Below are 20,851 nucleotides of genomic sequence, written 5' to 3'. Positions count from 1 at the left end.
CTAGGGCTGCGCATATTACGCTTTCCTATTTTTTTGTCAACACTTAAATTTAAACTTTCTAAAAAATCTAAACTCAAGTTTTACTCGACTTACTAAGTAGCTGATGCCCCGCTATGCGTTGCGCTCTGCCGTCTCAGTGGGGTCGCATTATAGGGCGCGGCGGATTTTACGCAAGCGTTTTTTGAAGAAAACTTCAAATAAAGTGCTGTTCGTCTGTTTTACGAGCTAAAGGCATCAAAAGCGATAATTTTCTGAACAAAGCAGCTCCCCTCTGGCCATTTTATAGGCTCTGCTGGTACACTCGTATTACTTACTCCAATATTTTTAGGTGCTCGAATGACAATCCGCTCTTATAAAGGAATGACTCCTACCTTTAATCAATCAGTCTATGTTGATGAGTCTGCCGTTTTAGTCGGTAATATTACTTTGGGAGACAACAGTAGTGTATGGCCTCTAGTTGCTGCCCGTGGTGATGTTAACTATATACGAATTGGAGAGCGTACAAATATACAGGATGGCAGCGTATTGCATCTAACTCGTGCCAGTAAAAGTAATCCCGATGGCTATCCATTAATTATTGGTGACGATGTAACCGTAGGGCATAAAGTGATGCTACATGGTTGTCGCTTAGGGAACCGTATATTAGTAGGTATGGGTGCCATAGTGATGGATAACGCTATTGTAGAAGATGATGTGATCATCGGTGGAGGTTCTCTTGTGCCACCTAATAAACGTTTAGAATCTGGTTTTTTATACGTTGGCAGCCCAGTAAAACAAGCTAGACCCTTAACAGAGCAAGAGCTTAGCTTTTTAAAAATATCAGCAACTAATTATGTTGAGCTTAAAGATGAATATTTAGCTGAGGATTAACTCAGCACTGAAACAATGATTTGTCCTGCCGAGTTATACGCTTCATCTTCGATTTGTTGCTCGGCAAGTTCTTCATAATCAAAGCGCAGCATGTCAAAATGCTGCTTTGCTGATTCAATATCTGAAATAGCTAAGCTTTGCGTATCAATAATGCATTCCACCATTAAACCGTTCACTTGCGCGTAAAAGGTTAAAAGCTGAGCTTGCGCATTAAACTCCATGCGATCTATAAATTGAATCGCTTGGTTCATTTCAGCTCTCCTGATTTTAATGCTTTAACCACGGGCAGAATTTCAGGCATTTTGTTGCGCCATACAAAATAGGCTTGTGCTGCTTGGCCCACTAGCATACCGCTACCATCTAATACTTTAATATCCGCTTTATAATCCTGCGCCCATTGCATAAACAGTGTGTTTTGCTGTGAGTAAAACATATCATAAACGTAATTACAGCTATCTAAGTGCTGTTGTTTTAATGCCGGTAACTCTCCGAGCATGCTGCTAGATGTTGAATTAATAATTAGTGAGTAATCACTTACTGGTAAATCATCAAATCCAAAACCTGTCACTTCGCCATATTGTGCAAACAGCTGAGCTAATGCTTTTGCTTTTGCTGCTGTGCGGTTAACTATAATTATTTCAAGGGGTTGTTGCGCCAACAAAGGGAGTACAACACCACGCGCAGCACCACCAGCACCGATAAGTAAAATTCGCTTATCTTTTATAGTCACGTTATTTGCAAGTAAATCATTCACAAAGCCAATACCATCGGTGTTATCACCCAATAAACGGCCATCGTCTAATAACTTTATTGTATTCACAGCCCCTGCAATGGTTGCCAATTCGGTGCGCTCAGCAACGAGATCAAATGCTTGCTCTTTAAATGGCACTGTAACATTAGCCCCTTTCCCGCCGTTGGCAAAAAACTCAGTCAGCGCTTTTTTAAAGTCATCAATCGGTGCTAATATTGCGCTGTATTCAATTTGTTCACCTAGTGAGGTTGCAAATTGCGTATGTATCGCGGGTGATTTTGAGTGTTTGATGGGATTTCCAAAAACCGCATATTTGTCCATATTCGAGCAACCTCTTTGTGCAGTAATCTACCTCGTACATTACTGCTTATTAACGATGATAACTTTATGATTAAACGACTTTTCTCAAAATCGAAACAACCAGAAGCACCAACACCAGAAAAAACCCCATACCAAATTATGGGTGGCGAACAAGGCGCGCGCGCCCTAGCCAATAGATTCTACGACATAATGGCAAGCGATGAATACGCCAAACCGTTATATGATATGCATCCTCAACCATTGGATCGTATTCGCCAAGTGTTTTTTGAGTTTTTATCTGGCTGGTTAGGCGGCCCAGACTTGTTTGTTGAAAAACATGGTCACCCTATGCTGCGTAAACGCCATATGCCATTTCCGATCGATCAGGACTTACGTGATCAATGGATGTACTGCATGAATAAAGCGTTAGATGTGGAAATTGATAATCCCTTATTACGAGAAGGGTTACGTAAATCTTTGGCGCAACTTGCCAGTCATATGATCAATCAGTCCTAGCACGGCTCTTTAACTGCACGCTATTTGCGCTAAGTCAAAACGACCTTTTTTTAAATATAGATAATACGTGATCAAATATTTAGAAAAAGCGTCGTGCGTGTGAAATCAATCCAACATAAAATTTATGCCCTATTAGCCCTAACAGGCATTATTGTGTTAATTGCCAGTATTCTTAGTAGCTCAAGCCAACAACGAACGCTTGCGCAAGACACAGTTGCAGAAAATATTAAGCTTCTTGCTGATAACTACTTTGACTCTATTAACACTTTAATGCTCACAGGCACCATGGCAAATAGAGAGCTATTAAGCCAAAAGCTACGCAAACACCCAAATATTGAAGATGCGCATATTATTCGCTCCCCACTTGTTAATAAACTTTATGGGCCTGGCAATAAAAATCAAGCACCCAGCAACGATATCGAACGCGAGGCCTTAAAAGGCAAGGAAACATTGCTGATTGATCAGCAAAATAACAGCCGCAGCATGACTTACCTACGCCCGATGTTTGCCAGTAGCGATTATAAAGGCACTAATTGCCTTGGCTGTCATCAAGTACAAGAAGGTGATGTACTCGGCGTAGTTAAAATTAGTTACTCATTAGCTGATATTGATAACACTGTGACTTACAACACCCTAGTAAATACCGCATTACTCTCTATTATTTTTATTATTGCCTTTGTATTACTGGGCATTATGTTTAGACAAATTTTTATTGTCCGCCTTAAAAAGCTTGGTCATGCTATGCATTTAGCTACAACCAACAAAGATTTGAGCCTGCGAATTGACGATAGCGCGGAAGATGAACTGGGTTGGCTCGCCACCAGCTTTAATAAGATGATCGCCACCTTTAAAGATAATATTGCTCAAGTATCCCATTCATCAAAAGTATTGATCCACTCTGCAGAAAAAATTTATACCTCAGCGGATGCTACTGAGCGCGCTATTTTAGAGCAAAAGAAAAATACAGACTCCGTAGCTGCAGCTATAAATGAACTAGAGAGCTCCTCTAATGAAGTAAAAAACACCACCCACTTTGCCTCTGAAAAATCAGAGAACAGTAATGAACTGGCACAACAAAGTATGCATGTTGCTGAACAAACCGAACTCAGTATTAATCAATTGGCAGACGATGTTCGCCAAGCTGCAGCGCAAGTAAGTCAACTACAAGTACAAACACTTGAGGTAGGAAAAGTACTCGAAGTGATTAGCAGTATTGCTGAACAGACCAATTTGTTAGCTCTTAATGCTGCGATTGAAGCCGCACGCGCAGGTGAAGCTGGGCGGGGCTTTGCTGTGGTGGCTGATGAAGTACGTACGTTGGCAACTCGTACCCATGCATCCACTGATGAAATTCGTCGCACAATCGACAAGCTACAATCCGAAGCAGCGCAAACGGTTAAAACCATGGGTGAATCGTGTGAGGAAGCTGATGCTAGAGCGCAACAAGTAAAAAATGTTGCTCAAGCTTTAAAAGATATTTCTATGCAGATGAATGAAATAAATCAACTTAATATTCAAATAGCCGACGCAACAGAACAGCAAAACTTAGCCGCAGAGGAAATAAATAGGAGTGTTATTGGTATTAGTGATAACGCTGAGCGGTCATTAGTGGATGCTAACGATAACCAAAAAGTAAGTGAGGAGCTGTTAAATCTAGCGCGTTCACTGGATGAGCAAGTAAGAAGCTTTAAATTGATGTAATACTTAAAGTTGCCAGTCAATAAAGCAGATATTGACTGGCACACTGCTTTCTATGCTAGCCCTAACCAGTCTCTTGGTTTTAAAAAGTCAGCGTATAGCTTATTTTCAGCACTGCCTTCTTCGGGTGTATAGTTATATTCCCAACGCGCTAGCGGCGGCATCGACATTAATATTGATTCTGTACGTCCGCCACTTTGCAAGCCAAATAAAGTGCCACGATCCCACACTAAGTTAAACTCAACATAACGGCCACGACGATAAAGTTGGAAGTCTCGTTGCTGCTCAGTAAATGGGGTTGCTTTTCTACGTTCAATAATAGGTAAATAAGCACCTAAAAAGCCATTACCTACTGCTTGCATAAAGGCAAAGCTTTGCTCAAACCCGGCTTCATTCAAATCATCAAAGAACAAACCGCCGACACCGCGCGTTTCATCGCGATGTTTAAGGTAAAAATACTCGTCACACCATTTTTTATATTTAGGGTAAACCTCGTCGCCAAACGGCGCGCATAGCTCATGTGCGACTTGATGCCAATGTTGAACATCTTCAAGCACTGGATAAAATGGCGTTAAGTCAAAACCACCACCAAACCACCAAATCGGTTCTTCGCCTGCTTTTTCTGCAATGAAGAAGCGTACATTGGCATGGCTGGTCGGAATATGTGGGTTTTTTGGATGGATCACCAAAGATACGCCGCAAGCATGAAAACTACGACCGGCAAGTTCAGGACGATGCGCTGTTGCCGACGCTGGCATTGAGGCACCAAAGACATGAGAATAATTTACTCCACCTTGCTCTATTACATTGCCATCACGGATTACTCGAGTACGACCGCCACCGCCCTCGGCACGTTGCCAATTGTCTTCTACAAATTGCGCTTGACCGTCGGCTTGTTCTAAACCTTGGCAAATTGTATCTTGCAGGGCCATAAGGTAGGTTTTTACTTGCTCTAGTAAATTACTGTGCATGTTTATCCTCTAAATACTTTGCCTGTCATGGCATCTTTAATGGTGCTTGGCTGAGTGTTGCCACCGAGTGCTGCATCAACATAAAACGCCACTTGTTGGCCAAACTCTGTTTTCGCCATTGTAATACTGGTCACGGTGTCTTGCCCTGATAAATTCGCACTGGTAGATACTAGCGGTTTACCAAACTGTTGGCATAACTGCTTTACCGTTGGATGGTTTGTGACTCGTACGGCAATTGTATCAAACTGGCCGGTTAGCCATTTTGGCGTGTTTTTAGCTGCAGGCATCACCCAGGTTATAGCGCCAGGCCACTGCGAAAAAATATCGGCACGCTTATCCATGGGAATTTTTGCGTCATCAACGTACTTTAATAATTGCCCGTAGTTATCAGCAATTAAAATCAGGCCTTTTTCTACTGGGCGCTGTTTTATTGCCAACAAGCGCTCGACCGCGTGTTGATTATCAGGGTCGCAACCTAAACCATAAACGGCTTCTGTAGGATAAACAATAACGCCACCTTGCTCTAACGCAGCAACGGCAGTCACAGGAACTGAGGTTGAATCAGTCACAAAAAATCTCCAATACTAATAATAAGCGGGTAATTATTGATCGACAGTGAGTTTATGCGAACAACTTTTCTGCGGGCATTGTAACACAACACGATTGGTCATTTGCTTTTGCATCATCACCGGCCACTGACATGCTGGGCAAGTATGTGCAATGGGTTTGAAGTTCAACGTATATTTGCAACTTGGGTAGCTGTTGCATGAATAAAAGGTTTTACCAAATTTATTACTACGCGCGACCAACTGGCCTTTTTTACATTTAGGGCAAGCAGGCAGGACTTCTTCATTAGGCTCGGGCTCATCATGCGCAATATAGTGACAATTGGGATAATCCGTACAGCCGATAAACATGCCATAACGACCACTTTTAACCACTAATGGATTGCCGCACTCTGGGCATGGGCTATCCTCTAGCACTTTAATTTGGTGATTATCATGCTGGGCAAGCGAGCGAATAAAGTCACATTTAGGGTAACTTGCACAACCAAGGAAAGGACCTGACTTACTATTACGAATTACAAGCTCTGATCCACATTGCGGGCAGACTTCGTATTCTTTTTCTAAGGCATGTTGGTTTGCAGAGAAAAGCGATTGGTCGATTTTACTCATGTGTTTCCTAAGCAGCTGGCTAATTTTCGCCTAATATACCCAAACTAATTAAAGATACAAGCGCAGCAGAGGCTTAATGTAGCACCTCTGCTGGCTCATCAAAAATAAGCTCTTCCATTTGCGCGTAAGCCTGCTCCGATCCTGGCACATTAAACAATACCATTAGTACGACCCATTTAAGATCATCAAGTGATATATAAGGCTTGTCTAACGCGGATAAACGGTCCATCACCATCTCACGGGTGGCGCTATTGATCACTCCAACTTGCTCAACAAACATTAAAAAACCGCGACACTCAGTACTGAGCATCTGGCATTCGCTATCAGTAAAAATGCGTACTGCATGCTGTGGATGGGCATTTAAGTAAGGAAATTCATCACTGTGCTGTAAGTCAGCAAGCTGCTCAAGCCAATCAAGCGCTTTATATATTTCGGGCTTATTAAAGCCAGCCCGTAATAACTCGTCAGTCAGTTCATTGTGCTCAACAAAGATTTCTGCTTCGCTGTGAATATAGTTTTCAAACAAATACATGAGGATATCGAACATATTACTTTCCTCCAAACTAGTACACTAAAGCTTATCGAATTCTAATATAGCCATCTAATACACGTTCTACCCGATCTTCTAGCTCAAGATCAAGCAAACGAGCTTGTACTTTATCTATTGACCACTGACTACGTTGAGCAATTAAATCGACTGCTGTCACTTCATAACCAACACTGTTGAGTACTTGGCAGTCAACTTCATCAACTGTTAGCTCTTCTATATTATATAGACTGTTTTCACAAAAAAAGCTCACTTCATCGAGAATATCACTGACATTTTCCACCAACTTTGCTCCTTGTTTAATTAAAAAGTGACTGGCTTCGGAGAGTGGGTTTTTTATTGAGCCAGGTACGGCAAACACTTCTTTATTTTGCTCCAACGCATAGCGCACAGTGATCAGCGATCCACTTTTGATTTGCGCCTCAACAATTAATACCCCAAGCGATAAACCAGATATTATACGGTTGCGCCGTGGAAAGTTATTAGCATTTGCGGCCGTGCCGGGCAAAAACTCACTCACCAATAACCCCCGCTCACAAACTTGCTCGGTGAGTAATTTATGCCGTTTAGGATAATCAACATCCACACCGGTCCCTAACACAGCAATGGTATTGCCACTGCCTGCCAACGCCCCCTTGTGAGCGGCACCATCTATACCTAGTGCCATTCCAGAAGTAACCGTGAGCCCAGCTAGAGTCAGTTGATGAGCGAATTCAGCTGCAATTTCCAGCCCGATGGGCGTCGCATTGCGACTGCCAACAATCGCAATTTGCGGGCTATGTAGTAACTCCACATTGCCACGGCAGAACAATAATAAGGGCGCGGCGGCAATTTCTTTCAGTAAAGGCGGATACAGTGGATCAAAATAATCAATTGCGGTTATCTGTGATTGGTTAATTAGCGTTTGGTAATAGTCCACCTGCCGCCAATCAGTGGCGAGTAAATTACTGGCTACCTGCGGACTTAAACCACATTCTATAAGTTGCTTATGAGACAACTTAAATAGAGTATCAAGTGGCTGCTTTTGCGCTAATGCGAGTAGGGTTTTCACCCCTAAACCTTTGCATAAATAAAAGGCAAGCGAATGGCTTAGCTTGCCTGATGAATCTTTCATGCTCCCTCCTTAGAGCACTCAAACCTGAATTAATTTATAACTGCAAAATCACCGACTCGGATTGGGTGCTGGTTTTTTACGATTAAAGCGTAGCTAACGTTGTTATAAACTTTAAATACCATTAACTCACCGACCTTTTCTTTTGGCATATGCCACACTTGCGTGTCTTCATCTGCTTCAACGCCAAAAAATTCGTTGGTATCTGTCACTAATTTTTCAAGGCTATTTGAATCTTCTTTATAACGCGGACCATTACGACCATCAAAAACCGTCGGTGATTGACGCTCAATATCTAAAATATGGCCTTCTTTAATTGCCTGCTCTGACCCTAAGTTTAGCACTACAATGTCCATTGTGCTGAATTCTCGCAAACCACTTACTGATGCTATGATTGTTCCGTTTACTCGTTGCTCAGGACGATGGATATTAAAATAGGCTGGTAATAACTGCCCATCCATTGCGGGCATTAAAAAATCGGCCGGTTTAATTTCTTGCTTAACCTGTTCAAGTTTAACTGAAGCAGGCACACCATTAGCTACGTCACCCTTTCTAAATACGCGACCCACAGCCACCAACTGCGTATTATTGGCGAGCACTGCATTCGTTTTTGGATCAATAAACTCTTGGCCCTTACGATAAATTGCGTATGCCTCGTGAAGTTCTAAATCACCTTTAACGTAAACAATATGCCCTTCAGTGTTCATTTTAGTATTAACATTGGCACCTAGAATATACGGTTTCTCTGCAATTTCTTTTGCATCAATTGCCTGCTCGTAGGTCAGGTAAGGGCGCAATAATTCAAGTGGTAACGTAGGGATCGCATTTTTACCTTTTGGTGTAATACGACCATGTGGAGAAAGCTTTTTATAGCCAGAATTAACCACCAAACGCGGATTGCCATGCTCATCATAGATCAAAGATAGCGCATCCCCCGGATAAATCAGGTGCGGGTTGTTAATTTGTGGGTTCATTTGCCAAAGTTCAGGCCATTGCCACGGCTCTTGCAAATAAATTCCTGAAATATCCCATAATGTATCGCCTTTTTTTACAACGTATTGTTTAGGCGCATCTTTTTTTATTGTTAATACATCAGCTAACGATGGAAAAGTTACACTTAATGCCAACATTGTCGCAAATAATGGGTATTTCATTGAGCTTCCTTGTGGTGTTTTTTCATTATTATCAACCAAAACCTGTTAAAGGTGAACGCGAATGGCTAAAATAAGAGCATACAATACCCTAAATTAAGCACAAGTGAAAAAGGTTACTATGGCTAGGTTAGAAGTTTTAAGATTTCCAGATGAGCGTTTACGTACTATAGCAAAAGAAGTCACTCAAGTTGACGATCAAGTTCGCCAAATTGTTAAAGACATGCTGGAAACTATGTATGATGAAAACGGCATTGGGTTAGCTGCCACACAAGTCGATATTCATCAACGAATTGTGGTTATTGATGTCTCTGAAGAACGTAATGAGCCATTAGTACTGATCAATCCTACTATCACTAAACAAGATGGTAACACCGTAAGTGAAGAAGGCTGTTTATCGGTACCTCACTCTTATGCAAAAGTTGACCGTGCAGAAACCGTCACTGTGACCGCACTGAACGAACAGGGCGAAGAGTTCAGCTTAGATGCCGATGAGTTATTAGCGATTTGTATTCAACACGAATTAGATCACTTAAAAGGCACATTATTTATCGATTATTTATCGCCACTAAAGCGCCAACGTATCCGTAAAAAGCTTGAAAAAGAAGCTAAGTTAGCAGCGCAATAATACCTTAGTAATAATTAGGAATTTCAGTGACACAACCATTACGCATTATTTTTGCCGGTACGCCCGATTTTGCTGCCCGCCATTTACAGGCTCTAATTGATTCAGAGCATCAAATAGTTGGTGTTTACAGCCAACCAGATCGTCCCGCTGGGCGCGGTAAAAAACTCAAAGCCAGTGAAGTAAAAGAACTTGCTTTACAGCACGATTTACCCGTTTTCCAACCCGCATCATTAAAAAGCGACGACGCACTTAGCGAATTAAGCAGCTTAAATGCCGACATCATGATTGTGGTCGCCTATGGCCTGTTACTGCCTAAAGCTATTTTAGATGCGCCACGGCTTGGTTGTTTAAATGTACATGGCTCAATTTTACCACGCTGGCGTGGCGCCGCACCGATTCAACGCGCAATTTGGGCGGGCGATGAAGAGACCGGCGTCACTATCATGCAAATGGATGAAGGCTTAGATACCGGCGATATGTTACACATCAGCCGCTGCCCTATTGATGCCGCTGAGACCAGCGCTAGTTTATACACTAAGCTTGCCGATTTGGGCCCGGGTGCATTAATCGACACCATTGCTAAACTAGCCAATGGCGAAATTACCCCGCAAGTACAAAATGACGCACTTGCCAATTACGCTAAAAAACTATCGAAAGAAGAAGCAAATATTGATTGGTCGATGGACGCGGCGCAAATAGAGCGTAATATCCGCTCATTCAATCCTTGGCCAGTGTGCTTTACACAAATGGGCGACAACACGGTTAAAATCTATCAAGCCAATGTTGTTGAACAACAAGGTAATGCCGGTACTGTGCTACAAAGTGATAAACACGGTATTGTGATTGCCTGCGGGACTAATGCACTGAATATCACTCAACTACAGCCACAAGGCAAAAAGCCAATGGCCATTACTGACTTTTTAAATGGTCGAGCAGACTGGGTAACCCCTGGCACACTAATAGGCGAACACAATGAGTAATGTCAGGGCGCTGGCCGCCGAAACTTTATATAACGTGGTTGATAAAGGCGCGTCACTCAATCAAGAGCTACCGTTTGCAAGCCAAGGTTTATCGCCTAAAGATAAAGCCCTTTTGCAACAAATTTGCTATGGCGTATTGCGTTATTTACCAAGTTTAGATAACTATTGCCAACACTTAGTTGAGCAACCGCTTAAAGGCAAGCGCCGTATTTTCCAGTTCTTGCTGTATGTTGGTATTTACCAACTACAACATATGCGGGTTCCACCGCATGCTGCCATCAGCGAAACCGTTAATGCCTTAGAGCAATTGCGTGCATTAGGTTTAAAAGGTTTGATCAACGCTATTTTACGTAGTTTTCAACGCCAACAAGCAGAGCTAGAAGAACAAGCCAAGCAAATACCAGTGTGTTTATACAACCACCCAAACTGGTTTATCAAACAAGTAACAGACGCTTATCCTGATTCTTGGCAAGCACTGCTAGAAGCCAATCAGCAACAAGCACCCATGTGGTTGCGAGTTAATCAGGCGCAATATAGCACCGCTGAATATAGCGAAATGCTCACGGCTAATGACATTGAACATACACTAAACCCTGATTTTCCAGATGGTATTAAATTAGATAAGCCACGTGATGTATTCTCGTTGCCAGAATTCGACAGCGGCGCATGTTCAGTACAAGATGCCGCAGCGCAACTTGCAGCACGCTTTTTAGAGCCAAAAGCCGACGAGCATATTTTAGATGCCTGCGCAGCACCTGGCGGTAAAACGTGTCATATTTTAGAGCTCGCAGATGCCGATGTACTGGCATTGGATAGTGATGCCACTCGCCTTGAACGCGTTAAGCAAAACTTGGTACGTATTGGTTTAGGTGCCGATTTACAGTGTGCCGATGCGTCACAACCACATAAATGGTGGGATGAGCGTCAGTTTGACCGTATATTACTAGATGTGCCCTGCTCGGCAACGGGTGTAATTCGTCGTCATCCAGATATAAAATGGCTACGTCGTGCGTCTGATATTAATGATCTAGCGACATTACAAGGCGATATTTTAAATAGCATTTGGCCTTTATTAAAACCAGGCGGCACGCTAATTTATGCAACCTGCTCAGTATTACCGCAAGAAAACCAGCTGCAAGTAGCTAAGTTTTTAGCAAATAATAACGATGTAGAACATATTCCGCTTCATGATAACGATACCCCAAGCAACCCTGGGCTGCAGTTGCTGCCAGGCGAGAGTGACGGATTTTATTATGCCAAGCTTGTAAAAACACACTCATAAGAAGCTTTTAGTAAACCATGAAAATAATCATACTCGGTGCAGGGCAAGTAGGCGGTACACTCGCTGAAAACCTGGTAGGTGAACAAAACGAAATCACAGTTGTAGATATTGATGGCAACCGATTACGTGAGTTACAAGATAAATACGATCTACAGGGGGTCACAGGCCACAGTGCTCACCCTGATGTATTACGCCGCGCCGGTGCGGAAGACGCCGATATGATCATCGCAGTGACCAGTTCAGATGAAGTGAACATGGTCGCTTGCCAAGTCGCTTATAGTATTTTTAATACACCAACTAAAATTGCCCGAATTCGCTCAGAGCAATACTTAAAGTACCGCGAAAAGCTCTTTCAAAACGATGATTTACCTGTTGATCACTACATTGCACCAGAGCAATTAGTGACTAAGTATATTCGTCGTTTGATTGATTATCCCGGCGCATTACAAGTATTGGAATTCGGTGATGGTATGCTCTCGCTTGTAGCCGTTAAAGCCTACTACGGCGGCTTACTGGTAGGTTATGCACTATCTGCATTAAAAGAGCACATACCCAACGTTGAAACCCGCGTTGCTGCGATTTATCGCCAAGGTAAAGCCATCAAGCCGCTAGGTACCACAGTCATTGAAGCAGATGATGAAGTATTTTTCCTTGCGGCCACCAAACATATTCGCGCAGTAATGAACGAACTACAAAAACTAGAACGTTCATACAAAAAAATTATGATTGCAGGTGGCGGTAACATCGGTGCAGGGCTTGCTCGCTCCCTTGAGAGAAACCACAGTGTAAAATTACTTGAACGTAATAAAGAACGCGCCGAACAATTATCAGAAGTACTTGATAACACAGTAGTGTTTTGTGGTGATGCGTCTGATCAAGAGTTGCTATCAGAAGAGCATATTGAACAAGTTGATGTATTCATTGCCGTTACCAATGATGATGAAGCAAATATCATGTCTGCCATGCTGGCCAAACGCATGGGTGCGCAAAAAACCATGGTACTTATTCAGCGCGGTGCATATGTTGATTTAGTGCAAGGTGGCGAAATTGATATTGCGATTTCACCACAACAAGCGACTATTTCAGCCTTGTTAACACATGTTCGCCGTGGCGATATTGTTAATGTGTATTCATTGCGTAAAGGCGCAGCAGAAGCCATTGAAGCGGTGGCCCATGGCGATGAACACACCTCAAAAGTAGTGGGTCGGGCAATTGCTGATATTAAGCTGCCAGCAGGTACCACTATTGGCGCGATTGTTCGTAACGATGATGTACTCATTGCTCACGATGATACGGTTATTCACTCGGGCGACCACGTTATTATGTTTTTGATCGATAAAAAACATATTAATGTCGTTGAAAAACTATTCCAAGTTAGCGCTATCTTTTTATAAAAGCCACTACTCACCTTTCGAAACAAGGTTAAAGTATCGAAAGGTGAATTCCCACCCCAAGCATGCAAATGAAAATCAATATCAAAAGCATTTACTTCCGTACCTAAATCCATTACCCTGCTGCTGTTTGATAATCAAGCAGCAACTCTTTCTGTGAAAAGTTAATTTCACCTTATTTAACATTAAATGGATTTCCTCAGATGATGCACCCAGCTTTAAACACGCCTCTTTCTGCTACATATTGCAGCGTTATTAGTATTCTTTTGTGTGGACTCTCGGCTAATGCACATGCCGAAGCAAAAACAGACATTGAAAAACTCACCATTGTTGGCGAGCAAAATAGCGGCTATAAGGTCAGCTCAATGAGCTCAGCTACGGGACTAGATTTGTCTCACCTACAAACTCCGCAATCGGTTATCGCGATCACCAGTGAATTTATGGCCGATCAACAATTAAATAGCGCTATTGAAGCCATCACCAGCGTAACAGGCATCAACGCTCGAGAAGCCGACAACGGTAAATATTCAATTTCAGCCCGGGGAATTAGCGTTACCAGTATTTTATATGATGGCATAGCAACAACCTATGATACCCGATTTAATTACGGCGATAACTTAACAGATACCGCGATTTATGAGCGAATTGAAATTGTTCGCGGTGCCACAGGGTTAATGCTTGGTGCAGGTAATCCCTCCGCGGCAATTAATTTAATACGCAAGCGCCCAACCGTACAAAACCAAGTGAAATTCAGTGCATCAGTGGGCTCTTGGCAAAATTATCGCGGTGTAATTGATCTATCCGGCAGCTTAAATGACAGCGAAAGTGTGCGTGGTCGTGCCGTGGCCGCCTACCAAGATCAACAGTCATACCAAGATCGTTTCTCGCAAAGTCGCAGTACTTTATATGGCATTATTGAAGCAGATTTAACCGATAATACCCTATTTACTTTCGCCCTTGATACGCAAACAACCACTCCAAAAGGCACTATGTCTGGCGGATTGCCTATTTTTTATAGTGATGGCAGCCGCACCAACTACGCCAGAGAGGCATCTACCGCGCCAAGTTGGTCATCATCCAAAACTCAAGCATTAAATAGCTTTATGAAGATTGAGCACTACTTCAATCCTAATTGGCAGCTAAGTGCAAGCTACATCTATGGTAATAACGACTTAGATTACGATGTATTTTGGGCTACTGGTAACCCTGACTCACAAACAAATATCGGCATGGTGCCTGGCTCGTTAAACTATATTGACGCTAAACGCATACAACGCACCTATGAAATAGAGTTAACAGGCCAATTTAATTGGTTTGGGCAAAACCACCAAGTACTTTTTGGATACAATGATCAACAGCAAGATTTCTCAACGCCCTATTTTGCTGCGCAACAACAAGCCACTGTTATTGGTGACTTTAGCGCAGCAAATTACGACTATCCAAAACCTAACTGGCAAGCCACGCCAGCCTTTGGCTCATATGGTACCACGCAGCAAAGTGCCCTTTACTTTGCCACTCAGCTTAACTTAACCAATGATTTATCGGTTATTTTAGGTAGCCGCTTAAACCAATGGCAAACGGCACAAGATAACTTTGGTAGCGTGCATGATTATGAGTTAGATAATGAACTGACTAATTACCTCGGCATCACGTATGCGATTAATCAAAGTTGGGCGCTGTACGGCAATTACACTGATATATTCACACCACAAAGCCGTGTTGACGAAAATGGCAATTACTTAGCGCCAATTCAAGGTAAAAATTATGAAGTGGGGCTCAAGGCTTCACTGCTAAATGAGCGCTTAGAGCTGTCATTGTCTGGTTTTGAAATCCATCAAGATAACTGGGGGGAATATACTGGTGAAACCATTGCAGATACTTTACAGGCAATTTACCAACCGATTGACGGCACGGTTACTGAAGGCTTTGAGTTCGAGCTCAATGGCGCATTAAGCGATGCTTGGAATGCTTATTTCGGTTATACCCACAGTGAAGGTGAGCAACCCGATGGCACACCTTTAAATACCACCAATCCAAAAGATCAGTTTAAATTATTCACCAGTTATCAATTAAGCGATAGCTTACAGGGAGTAACAATCGGCGGTGGTTATCGCTGGCAAAGTCGCAGCTACGATGAGGTAAAAAACCCCGTATTTGGCACGGTTGAAGTTGCACAAAAAGCTTATGGTGTAGCCAGTTTAATGGCAAGCTATCAGATTAATCAGCAAATGGCCGTGAGCTTAAATGTCGATAACTTATTTGATAAAACGTATTACAGCCAAATCGGTTTTTACAACCAGTATCGCTACGGCAGCCCGCGAAAATTGTCACTGCAGTTTGACTACAGTTTATAACCAGCCACAGTCAAGTTAACCAAAAAAGCAGCTTAATTAAGCTGCTTTTTTGTGGAGGAGTATTATTGCTATCCGTTTATTGTACTTTGGCAAACTCTTCTTTTGATAATTCACCGTTGCTATCCGTATCTAAATCAGCAAATATTTCAACTAGCTGTGCATTCACTGATGCTTCTTTTTGGCTGATCACGCCATCACCATTGGTATCAAAAGTATCAAAGCTAACTGCAGCAAACGCAGTTGATGAAGCCGCTAGGGCAATAATGGCAAGTGCTGTATTAATATGTTTCATAGTGTTATTCCTAATAATTTAAAATGAGAGAAATCCTTTTCAGAGATCCCTGTTTGTGGAAACTGAAATTACGCTTTTGAAAATTCTTCTTTTGATAACTCACCATTTTGGTCAGTATCAAGTTCAGTAAATTTAGCCGAAATAGCGGCATCAACAGATGCTTCTTGCTGGCTAATTGCGCCATTGCCATCAACATCTAATGTATCAAATTCAGTACCAGCAAATGCTGCAGAAGAAGATGCCAATGCGATAAGTGCTAATGTTTTATTTAATGTGTTCATAATAAATATTCCTTCAAAGTTTATGGTTGTGAACTTAAGTGATAATCACCGTTTCGTTCAAGACAACTAGAGTATTACAACTTCGATGCCAACAATTTATTACCATTAAAAATCATAATGTTACACTAGCTTTTGATGTTTTCGAGGAATTTAGAAGGAATATTCTGTTGCAGTTTAACAACACACTTTACGCGTTAATTTATAAGCTCATATAAATCAAATGGTTAAACATTATAAAAATGACACAACTCAAGAAATAATGCTGATAATAGCGGCTTTTTCAAAGACGACCTCCCTAACCGCAACTGAACAGATATTTTAACTGATAAAAGCTAAATATTTTTCATAAATTAACAATCTGAATTGTAAGGGAAAATTAAATTTATTTTGGTAAGTAAAAAATAAAAACGCAGTTAGTTTTTGAAAATTCGTGTTTTGTTGCCATTGTGCGAAACAATAGCAACGACATTGCAGTTTTAACGCTCTGGGTATGCTTACAATTTAATTAAGCACCAACAATCTCAATCACAATCTCTGTTTTCACCGAATTGGCGATAAAACATAACTCATGAGCCTGATGGTGCATTTCTTCTAATTGCTCTGCACTCGGTTGCTCATTACTAGCAAACTTCACACAGGGCTTTAAAGTTACTTGAGTCATCGACATACGCCCATCACTTGCGCGCTGCATCAAACCAACCGCGTCATCTTGATAGCTATCAACCGTAAATTTATTTTTTGCCGCAATCGATAAAAAGAACAGCATATGACAGCTAGATAGCGAAGCAATAAACGCTTCTTCTGGATCAACATTTGCGGCAACCGAATACGGTAATGGCACTATATCGGGAGAAGAAGATGCAGCAACCCTTGCCCCGCCATCAAACTGCCACTGGTGAGCTCGGCTATATTTATTATCAATAAACAACTCTTCTGCTTGGCGAGACCAGACAACACTTGCTACATATTCAGACATTGAAATTTTTCATCCTAAGTAAATTTACACATCCCACAGCCCAACATTTTATCCGGCCTACTAAAATATCCGTAACGAGCATAAAAAGATTCTTTACCTTTAGCTGAGAGTAGTCCGATGGTTGCACCTTTTTTTGCTGCCCCAGCCAAATACATTTCTATATTATCCATAATCAACGCACCAATACCTTGCCTTTGAAAGTCAGGATCGACAACAACATCTTGGATATAAAAAAATAAACCACCATCACCTATTACACGACCCATACCAACAAGTAGCCCCTCCTGTCGGATCACTACATGAAATAACGAGTTGTTTAAACTAGTATTTGCCAGATCAGCGTTGACTTTACCCCAACCGACCTTCTCTCTTAATAAACAAAATTCTTCTAAAGATGGACATCTCAGTTCCACGTTATAGCTAACACTTTTCACTAAGCCTAATCTCCGTCATTCAATATTTGATTCACCTTTGCTTAAGCGTTTTACAAAGCAACACTTACTGTTGAAATCTAACATTAAATTAAAGCACCAACGAAAATGCACTCAACCACAACAACTGAACACCATAAGATAATCGTTGATAAGTGCCTACACTGCCTTTTTGCTTAAATGCTTGCGTCAACAAAACTAAAAAGTAACAGGTAATACACACACACAAAATTGAAAAAAGCCGAAATGAAATACTGGTATATGAACTTACAGCAACAAGAATTGGCGCAATCAGCAAAGACATCAGCATTACCAAGCCAGCCCAAGAGTGAATTCGACAACTCAAAGTCGGTGTTTTTGTTTGAGGATCGCCATCCATTGGGAAGTACCCAGCAAACCAAGTAGCGACACCGTGGCTTATGGTTAACCAACCGACCAACGCAATTAATAGAGGGGCATTTTCCAGCTGCAATACATACCAGCCAAATAAACAAAACAATAAACCAAGTGGGTAGTTATTAATAATAGGAGAGAGTTTTTCTGTGGGACTGCCAACAGCGCCGAGCTCGCTGCAAAATTGCTTTGCATGGCTATAGTTTGGATAACACCTACCAGCGATATACACCCCAACAGCAATCCAGATACTGGCAATTAATGCAGAGTATAAGCCAAGGTAACTTAACATAATCAACGTCCATGCTTGAATTAAGAGCTTGATAATAAGCTGATTTAGTTAAACTGTAAACTAGATGCCTTGTTATGCGTAATACCCAGACAGAAAAAAAGCAGCCCGGGGGTATTGGCTGCTTTTGAACGTAATCAATGTAAAATCCTTTTAGATTCCTTGTGCGCGAAGCTTTAATTACGCGTTTGCGAACTCTTCTTTTGAAAGCTCACCGTTGCCGTCAGTATCAAGCTCAGCAAATTTACTCATAAGCTCTGCATCTACTGATGCTTCGCTTTGGCTGATTGCGCCGTTACCATCAACATCTAGCGTATCAAAATCGGTAGCAGCAAACGCCGCTGATGAAGATGCTAGTGCAATTAGTGCTAATGTTTTATTTAATTTGTTCATAATTAATATTCCTTCAATGTACTATCAAAAAATTGGTTTCAATACTGATTTTCAACGCGAGCAAAGCCTTCCTTGTTATCCTCTATCATAGGTTCCTTTCCTACTTAGGTTGTCTTTGGCAACTCAGGATAAACTCAGTATTAGGTTATTAAGCTTTTGAAAACTCTTCTTTTGATAACTCACCGTTTTGGTCAGTATCACGTTCTGCAAAGCTATTTAAAAGCTCAGCATCTTCTGATGCTTCAACTTGACTGATCACACCATTTTCATCAACATCAAGCGTATCGAAGTCTAACGCTTCAAAAGCAAATGCTGCTGATGAAGAGGTTAATGCAATGAGCACTACCGCTTTACTTAGTGCGTTCATAATTTTTCTCCTTGTACCTGAGATAATGAATGTGGTGCTATGAAATCCCTTTCACGGTTCCCTGTCACAAAGCTGTATTACGCTTTTGAAAACTCTTCTTTTGAAAGCTCACCGTTGCCGTCAGTATCAAGCTCTGCAAATTTGCTCATTAGCTCTGCATCTACTGATGCTTCGCTTTGGCTGATTGCGCCGTTGCCATCAACATCTAATGTGTCAAAGTCAGTACCAGCAAATGCCGCTGATGAAGATGCTAGTGCGATAAGTGCTAATGTTTTATTTAATGTGTTCATAATTATATTCCTTACAAATCAATTAAGAGTGGAAGTCCTTTTCAGGGATCCCTGTTGTGAAACTGCTGCCTAAATTACGCTTTAGAGAACTCTTCTCTTGAAAGCTCACCGTTGCCGTCAGTATCAAGCTCTGCAAATTTGCTCATTAGCTCTGCATCTACTGACGCTTCGCTTTGGCTGATAGTGCCGCTGCCATCAACATCTAATGTGTCAAAGTCAGTACCAGCAAATGCCACTGATGAAGATGCTAGTGCGATAAGTGCTAATGTTTTATTTAATGTGTTCATAATTAATATTCCTTCAATGCTTATGGTTTCGAACGTTAGTGATAATCACCTTTTCGTTCAGTACAACTAGACTATTACAACTTCAGTGCCACATTTTAAAAACGATTTAAAATCAGCAAGTTAAAATTAAAACTTGCTTCTTATAAGGGTTTTTCACGGTTTTTTGTTGCTATTTAGCAACACAGAATATGAGTTAAAAGTTTTCACATTAAAAATCAATGAATTAAAAACAATAAAAAAGACGCAAATTAAGTAAAGTGCATTTTATTACACGCAAACAAAGCAACAAGTAGCGGAATTAACACGCCAAAAAGTAACAATAGAAACAAGTAAATAAAGTTAAGTAATTGATAAGAAATGACAATAAAAATAAATTAGCGGGAATTAAGTTGAAGTGCGCGATATTCGCTATTTTGTTGCAAAATAGCGAATATCAGCAGATTTAGACTAGTGGCGCGAGCACTGAGAGGTCAATCAAGTGATCTTTCATAAAGGCTTTCATTTCGTCTTCGCTGGCAGTTAATTGAATTCCAAACTGCGCGCCCGCAGCTCGACTTTTAATACTGCATATTTGCCCGCTAAACTCAGTAATGCCTTTATTTTTTTCATCGAGCACAATATTACACTGGGTATTTTTTAATTCACTAAGATCATCCAGGCCTTTTACATCAAACATCACCCCAGTTACGGAGATATCTTTAATTACGCCATGTAGCTCGCGTTCATCACAGAGCTTTATTTTGGCAGCTAACAAAGTGGGAATGCGGGTTTCTGACCGTAAACTAAATAATTGCACTTGAGTTGGGAAGTTTAAATAAATAAGTCGAGCTGGGTGAGATGATACCGACATAATTTGCTGACGAAATGCGATAACTTGCCCGCCACCACTTTCAAGCACTGCTCTGACAATTACCACCACACCATCTTTAAGGTACTCAATAGCATTACTTAAACGCTTTGCAGTTGGGTAATTTAAAATCACAAAACGGTCATGCAGTAAGCCAACAAACTCCGTTTTAATACGTTTACTGGTTGTTGGTGTTAATATTTCAACATCAACAATACTACCGGCAGTGATCAGCGCGAGATTTTCTAAATTTAATTGTTGTCTTGTTTTTGGCATTTAC

General features: G+C 41.4%; 26 protein-coding genes. 8 read left to right on the top strand and 18 right to left on the bottom strand.

Going from position 1 to position 20,851, the window contains the following annotated elements; translation table 11 throughout:
* Nucleotides 1-336 precede the first annotated feature (336 nt).
* On the top strand, nt 337-870 hold the full coding sequence (locus ENH88_RS00340; protein WP_304178283.1) for a gamma carbonic anhydrase family protein: 534 nt from the start codon (nt 337-339) through the stop codon (nt 868-870).
* On the opposite strand, the gene ENH88_RS00335 is transcribed toward ENH88_RS00340, so the two are convergent.
* Both ENH88_RS00335 and aroE read right to left on the bottom strand, forming a co-directional pair.
* Complete coding sequence (locus tag ENH88_RS00335) at nt 867-1,121, bottom strand: DUF1488 domain-containing protein (protein WP_304178281.1); 255 nt, start codon at nt 1,119-1,121, stop codon at nt 867-869. The two genes, ENH88_RS00340 and ENH88_RS00335, sit on opposite strands and share 4 nt — an antisense overlap.
* Nucleotides 1,118-1,942 carry a shikimate dehydrogenase gene (gene aroE, locus ENH88_RS00330; RefSeq protein ID WP_304178279.1) on the bottom strand — a complete coding sequence of 275 codons (825 nt, stop codon included), beginning with the start codon at nt 1,940-1,942 and terminating at the stop codon, nt 1,118-1,120. Before aroE ends, ENH88_RS00335 begins: the two co-directional genes overlap by 4 nt.
* 66 nt (nt 1,943-2,008) lie before the next feature.
* On the opposite strand from aroE, the gene ENH88_RS00325 reads away from it, so the two are divergent.
* Together ENH88_RS00325 and ENH88_RS00320 are read left to right on the top strand one after the other, a co-directional pair.
* Nucleotides 2,009-2,437, top strand: a complete 429-nt coding sequence (locus ENH88_RS00325) for a group II truncated hemoglobin (protein ID WP_304178278.1) — start codon at nt 2,009-2,011, stop codon at nt 2,435-2,437.
* Nucleotides 2,438-2,536: 99 nt separating this feature from the next.
* Nucleotides 2,537-4,138: a methyl-accepting chemotaxis protein gene (locus ENH88_RS00320; protein ID WP_304178276.1), complete on the top strand. Its 1,602-nt coding sequence runs from the start codon at nt 2,537-2,539 to the stop codon at nt 4,136-4,138.
* Nucleotides 4,139-4,188: 50 nt separating this feature from the next.
* On the opposite strand, the gene hemF is transcribed toward ENH88_RS00320, so the two are convergent.
* From hemF to ENH88_RS00290, 6 genes are all read right to left on the bottom strand, one after another.
* On the bottom strand, nt 4,189-5,106 hold the full coding sequence (gene hemF / locus ENH88_RS00315; RefSeq protein WP_304178274.1) for an oxygen-dependent coproporphyrinogen oxidase: 918 nt from the start codon (nt 5,104-5,106) through the stop codon (nt 4,189-4,191).
* A 2-nt stretch (nt 5,107-5,108) separates the two neighbouring features.
* A complete protein-coding gene (locus ENH88_RS00310; RefSeq protein ID WP_304178272.1) occupies nt 5,109-5,675 on the bottom strand; it encodes an L-threonylcarbamoyladenylate synthase in 567 nt (188 codons plus the stop codon).
* Nucleotides 5,676-5,708: 33 nt separating this feature from the next.
* Entirely contained in the window at nt 5,709-6,281 is a 573-nt protein-coding gene (locus ENH88_RS00305) for a DNA topoisomerase family protein (RefSeq protein ID WP_304178270.1), read from the bottom strand.
* Between the two features lie 73 nt (nt 6,282-6,354).
* Complete coding sequence (locus tag ENH88_RS00300) at nt 6,355-6,828, bottom strand: DUF494 family protein (protein ID WP_304178268.1); 474 nt, start codon at nt 6,826-6,828, stop codon at nt 6,355-6,357.
* 31 nt (nt 6,829-6,859) lie between these two features.
* Nucleotides 6,860-7,942, bottom strand: a complete 1,083-nt coding sequence (dprA, locus tag ENH88_RS00295) for a DNA-processing protein DprA (RefSeq protein ID WP_304178267.1) — start codon at nt 7,940-7,942, stop codon at nt 6,860-6,862.
* 29 nt (nt 7,943-7,971) lie between these two features.
* Nucleotides 7,972-9,093, bottom strand: coding sequence for a LysM peptidoglycan-binding domain-containing protein (locus ENH88_RS00290; protein WP_304178265.1), 1,122 nt, complete (start codon nt 9,091-9,093; stop codon nt 7,972-7,974).
* A gap of 118 nt (nt 9,094-9,211) precedes the next feature.
* Between ENH88_RS00290 and def the strand changes: the two genes are divergently transcribed.
* The 5 genes from def (at nt 9,212) to ENH88_RS00265 (ending at nt 15,725) form a co-directional block, all read left to right on the top strand.
* Nucleotides 9,212-9,718, top strand: a complete 507-nt coding sequence (gene def / locus ENH88_RS00285; RefSeq protein WP_304178264.1) for a peptide deformylase — start codon at nt 9,212-9,214, stop codon at nt 9,716-9,718.
* Between the two features lie 26 nt (nt 9,719-9,744).
* Nucleotides 9,745-10,698, top strand: coding sequence for a methionyl-tRNA formyltransferase (fmt, locus tag ENH88_RS00280; protein ID WP_304178262.1), 954 nt, complete (start codon nt 9,745-9,747; stop codon nt 10,696-10,698).
* Nucleotides 10,691-11,980, top strand: a complete 1,290-nt coding sequence (gene rsmB, locus ENH88_RS00275) for a 16S rRNA (cytosine(967)-C(5))-methyltransferase RsmB (protein ID WP_304178261.1) — start codon at nt 10,691-10,693, stop codon at nt 11,978-11,980. Before fmt ends, rsmB begins: the two co-directional genes overlap by 8 nt.
* A 17-nt stretch (nt 11,981-11,997) precedes the next feature.
* Nucleotides 11,998-13,374: a Trk system potassium transporter TrkA gene (gene trkA / locus ENH88_RS00270; RefSeq protein ID WP_304178259.1), complete on the top strand. Its 1,377-nt coding sequence runs from the start codon at nt 11,998-12,000 to the stop codon at nt 13,372-13,374.
* A gap of 200 nt (nt 13,375-13,574) precedes the next feature.
* Nucleotides 13,575-15,725: a TonB-dependent siderophore receptor gene (locus ENH88_RS00265; protein ID WP_304178257.1), complete on the top strand. Its 2,151-nt coding sequence runs from the start codon at nt 13,575-13,577 to the stop codon at nt 15,723-15,725.
* A gap of 76 nt (nt 15,726-15,801) precedes the next feature.
* On the opposite strand, the gene ENH88_RS00260 is transcribed toward ENH88_RS00265, so the two are convergent.
* From ENH88_RS00260 to ENH88_RS00215, 10 genes are all read right to left on the bottom strand, one after another.
* A complete protein-coding gene (locus tag ENH88_RS00260) occupies nt 15,802-16,017 on the bottom strand; it encodes an EF-hand domain-containing protein (protein WP_304178256.1) in 216 nt (71 codons plus the stop codon).
* Between the two features lie 68 nt (nt 16,018-16,085).
* A complete protein-coding gene (locus ENH88_RS00255) occupies nt 16,086-16,298 on the bottom strand; it encodes an EF-hand domain-containing protein (protein ID WP_304178254.1) in 213 nt (70 codons plus the stop codon).
* A 505-nt stretch (nt 16,299-16,803) separates the two neighbouring features.
* Entirely contained in the window at nt 16,804-17,274 is a 471-nt protein-coding gene (locus tag ENH88_RS00250) for an OsmC family protein (RefSeq protein ID WP_304178253.1), read from the bottom strand.
* Between the two features lie 14 nt (nt 17,275-17,288).
* Entirely contained in the window at nt 17,289-17,708 is a 420-nt protein-coding gene (locus ENH88_RS00245; RefSeq protein ID WP_304178251.1) for a GNAT family N-acetyltransferase, read from the bottom strand.
* An 88-nt stretch (nt 17,709-17,796) separates the two neighbouring features.
* The gene (locus tag ENH88_RS00240; RefSeq protein WP_304178249.1) at nt 17,797-18,390 is read right to left on the bottom strand and encodes a DUF998 domain-containing protein; all 594 of its coding nucleotides are present in this window, start codon (nt 18,388-18,390) and stop codon (nt 17,797-17,799) included.
* A gap of 177 nt (nt 18,391-18,567) precedes the next feature.
* On the bottom strand, nt 18,568-18,780 hold the full coding sequence (locus ENH88_RS00235) for a calmodulin (protein WP_304178247.1): 213 nt from the start codon (nt 18,778-18,780) through the stop codon (nt 18,568-18,570).
* Between the two features lie 148 nt (nt 18,781-18,928).
* Nucleotides 18,929-19,147, bottom strand: a complete 219-nt coding sequence (locus ENH88_RS00230; protein ID WP_304178246.1) for a calmodulin — start codon at nt 19,145-19,147, stop codon at nt 18,929-18,931.
* A 77-nt stretch (nt 19,148-19,224) separates the two neighbouring features.
* Nucleotides 19,225-19,437, bottom strand: a complete 213-nt coding sequence (locus tag ENH88_RS00225; RefSeq protein ID WP_192541292.1) for a calmodulin — start codon at nt 19,435-19,437, stop codon at nt 19,225-19,227.
* Nucleotides 19,438-19,511: 74 nt separating this feature from the next.
* Nucleotides 19,512-19,724, bottom strand: coding sequence for an EF-hand domain-containing protein (locus tag ENH88_RS00220; protein WP_304178243.1), 213 nt, complete (start codon nt 19,722-19,724; stop codon nt 19,512-19,514).
* A 442-nt stretch (nt 19,725-20,166) separates the two neighbouring features.
* A complete protein-coding gene (locus ENH88_RS00215; protein ID WP_304178241.1) occupies nt 20,167-20,847 on the bottom strand; it encodes a flagellar brake protein in 681 nt (226 codons plus the stop codon).
* Between the last annotated feature and the right edge of the window lie 4 nt (nt 20,848-20,851).

The organism is Pseudoalteromonas prydzensis (assembly GCF_011050055.1).
GTDB lineage: Bacteria > Pseudomonadota > Gammaproteobacteria > Enterobacterales > Alteromonadaceae > Pseudoalteromonas > Pseudoalteromonas prydzensis_A.
This window is presented reverse-complemented; position numbering and strand designations above follow the sequence as displayed.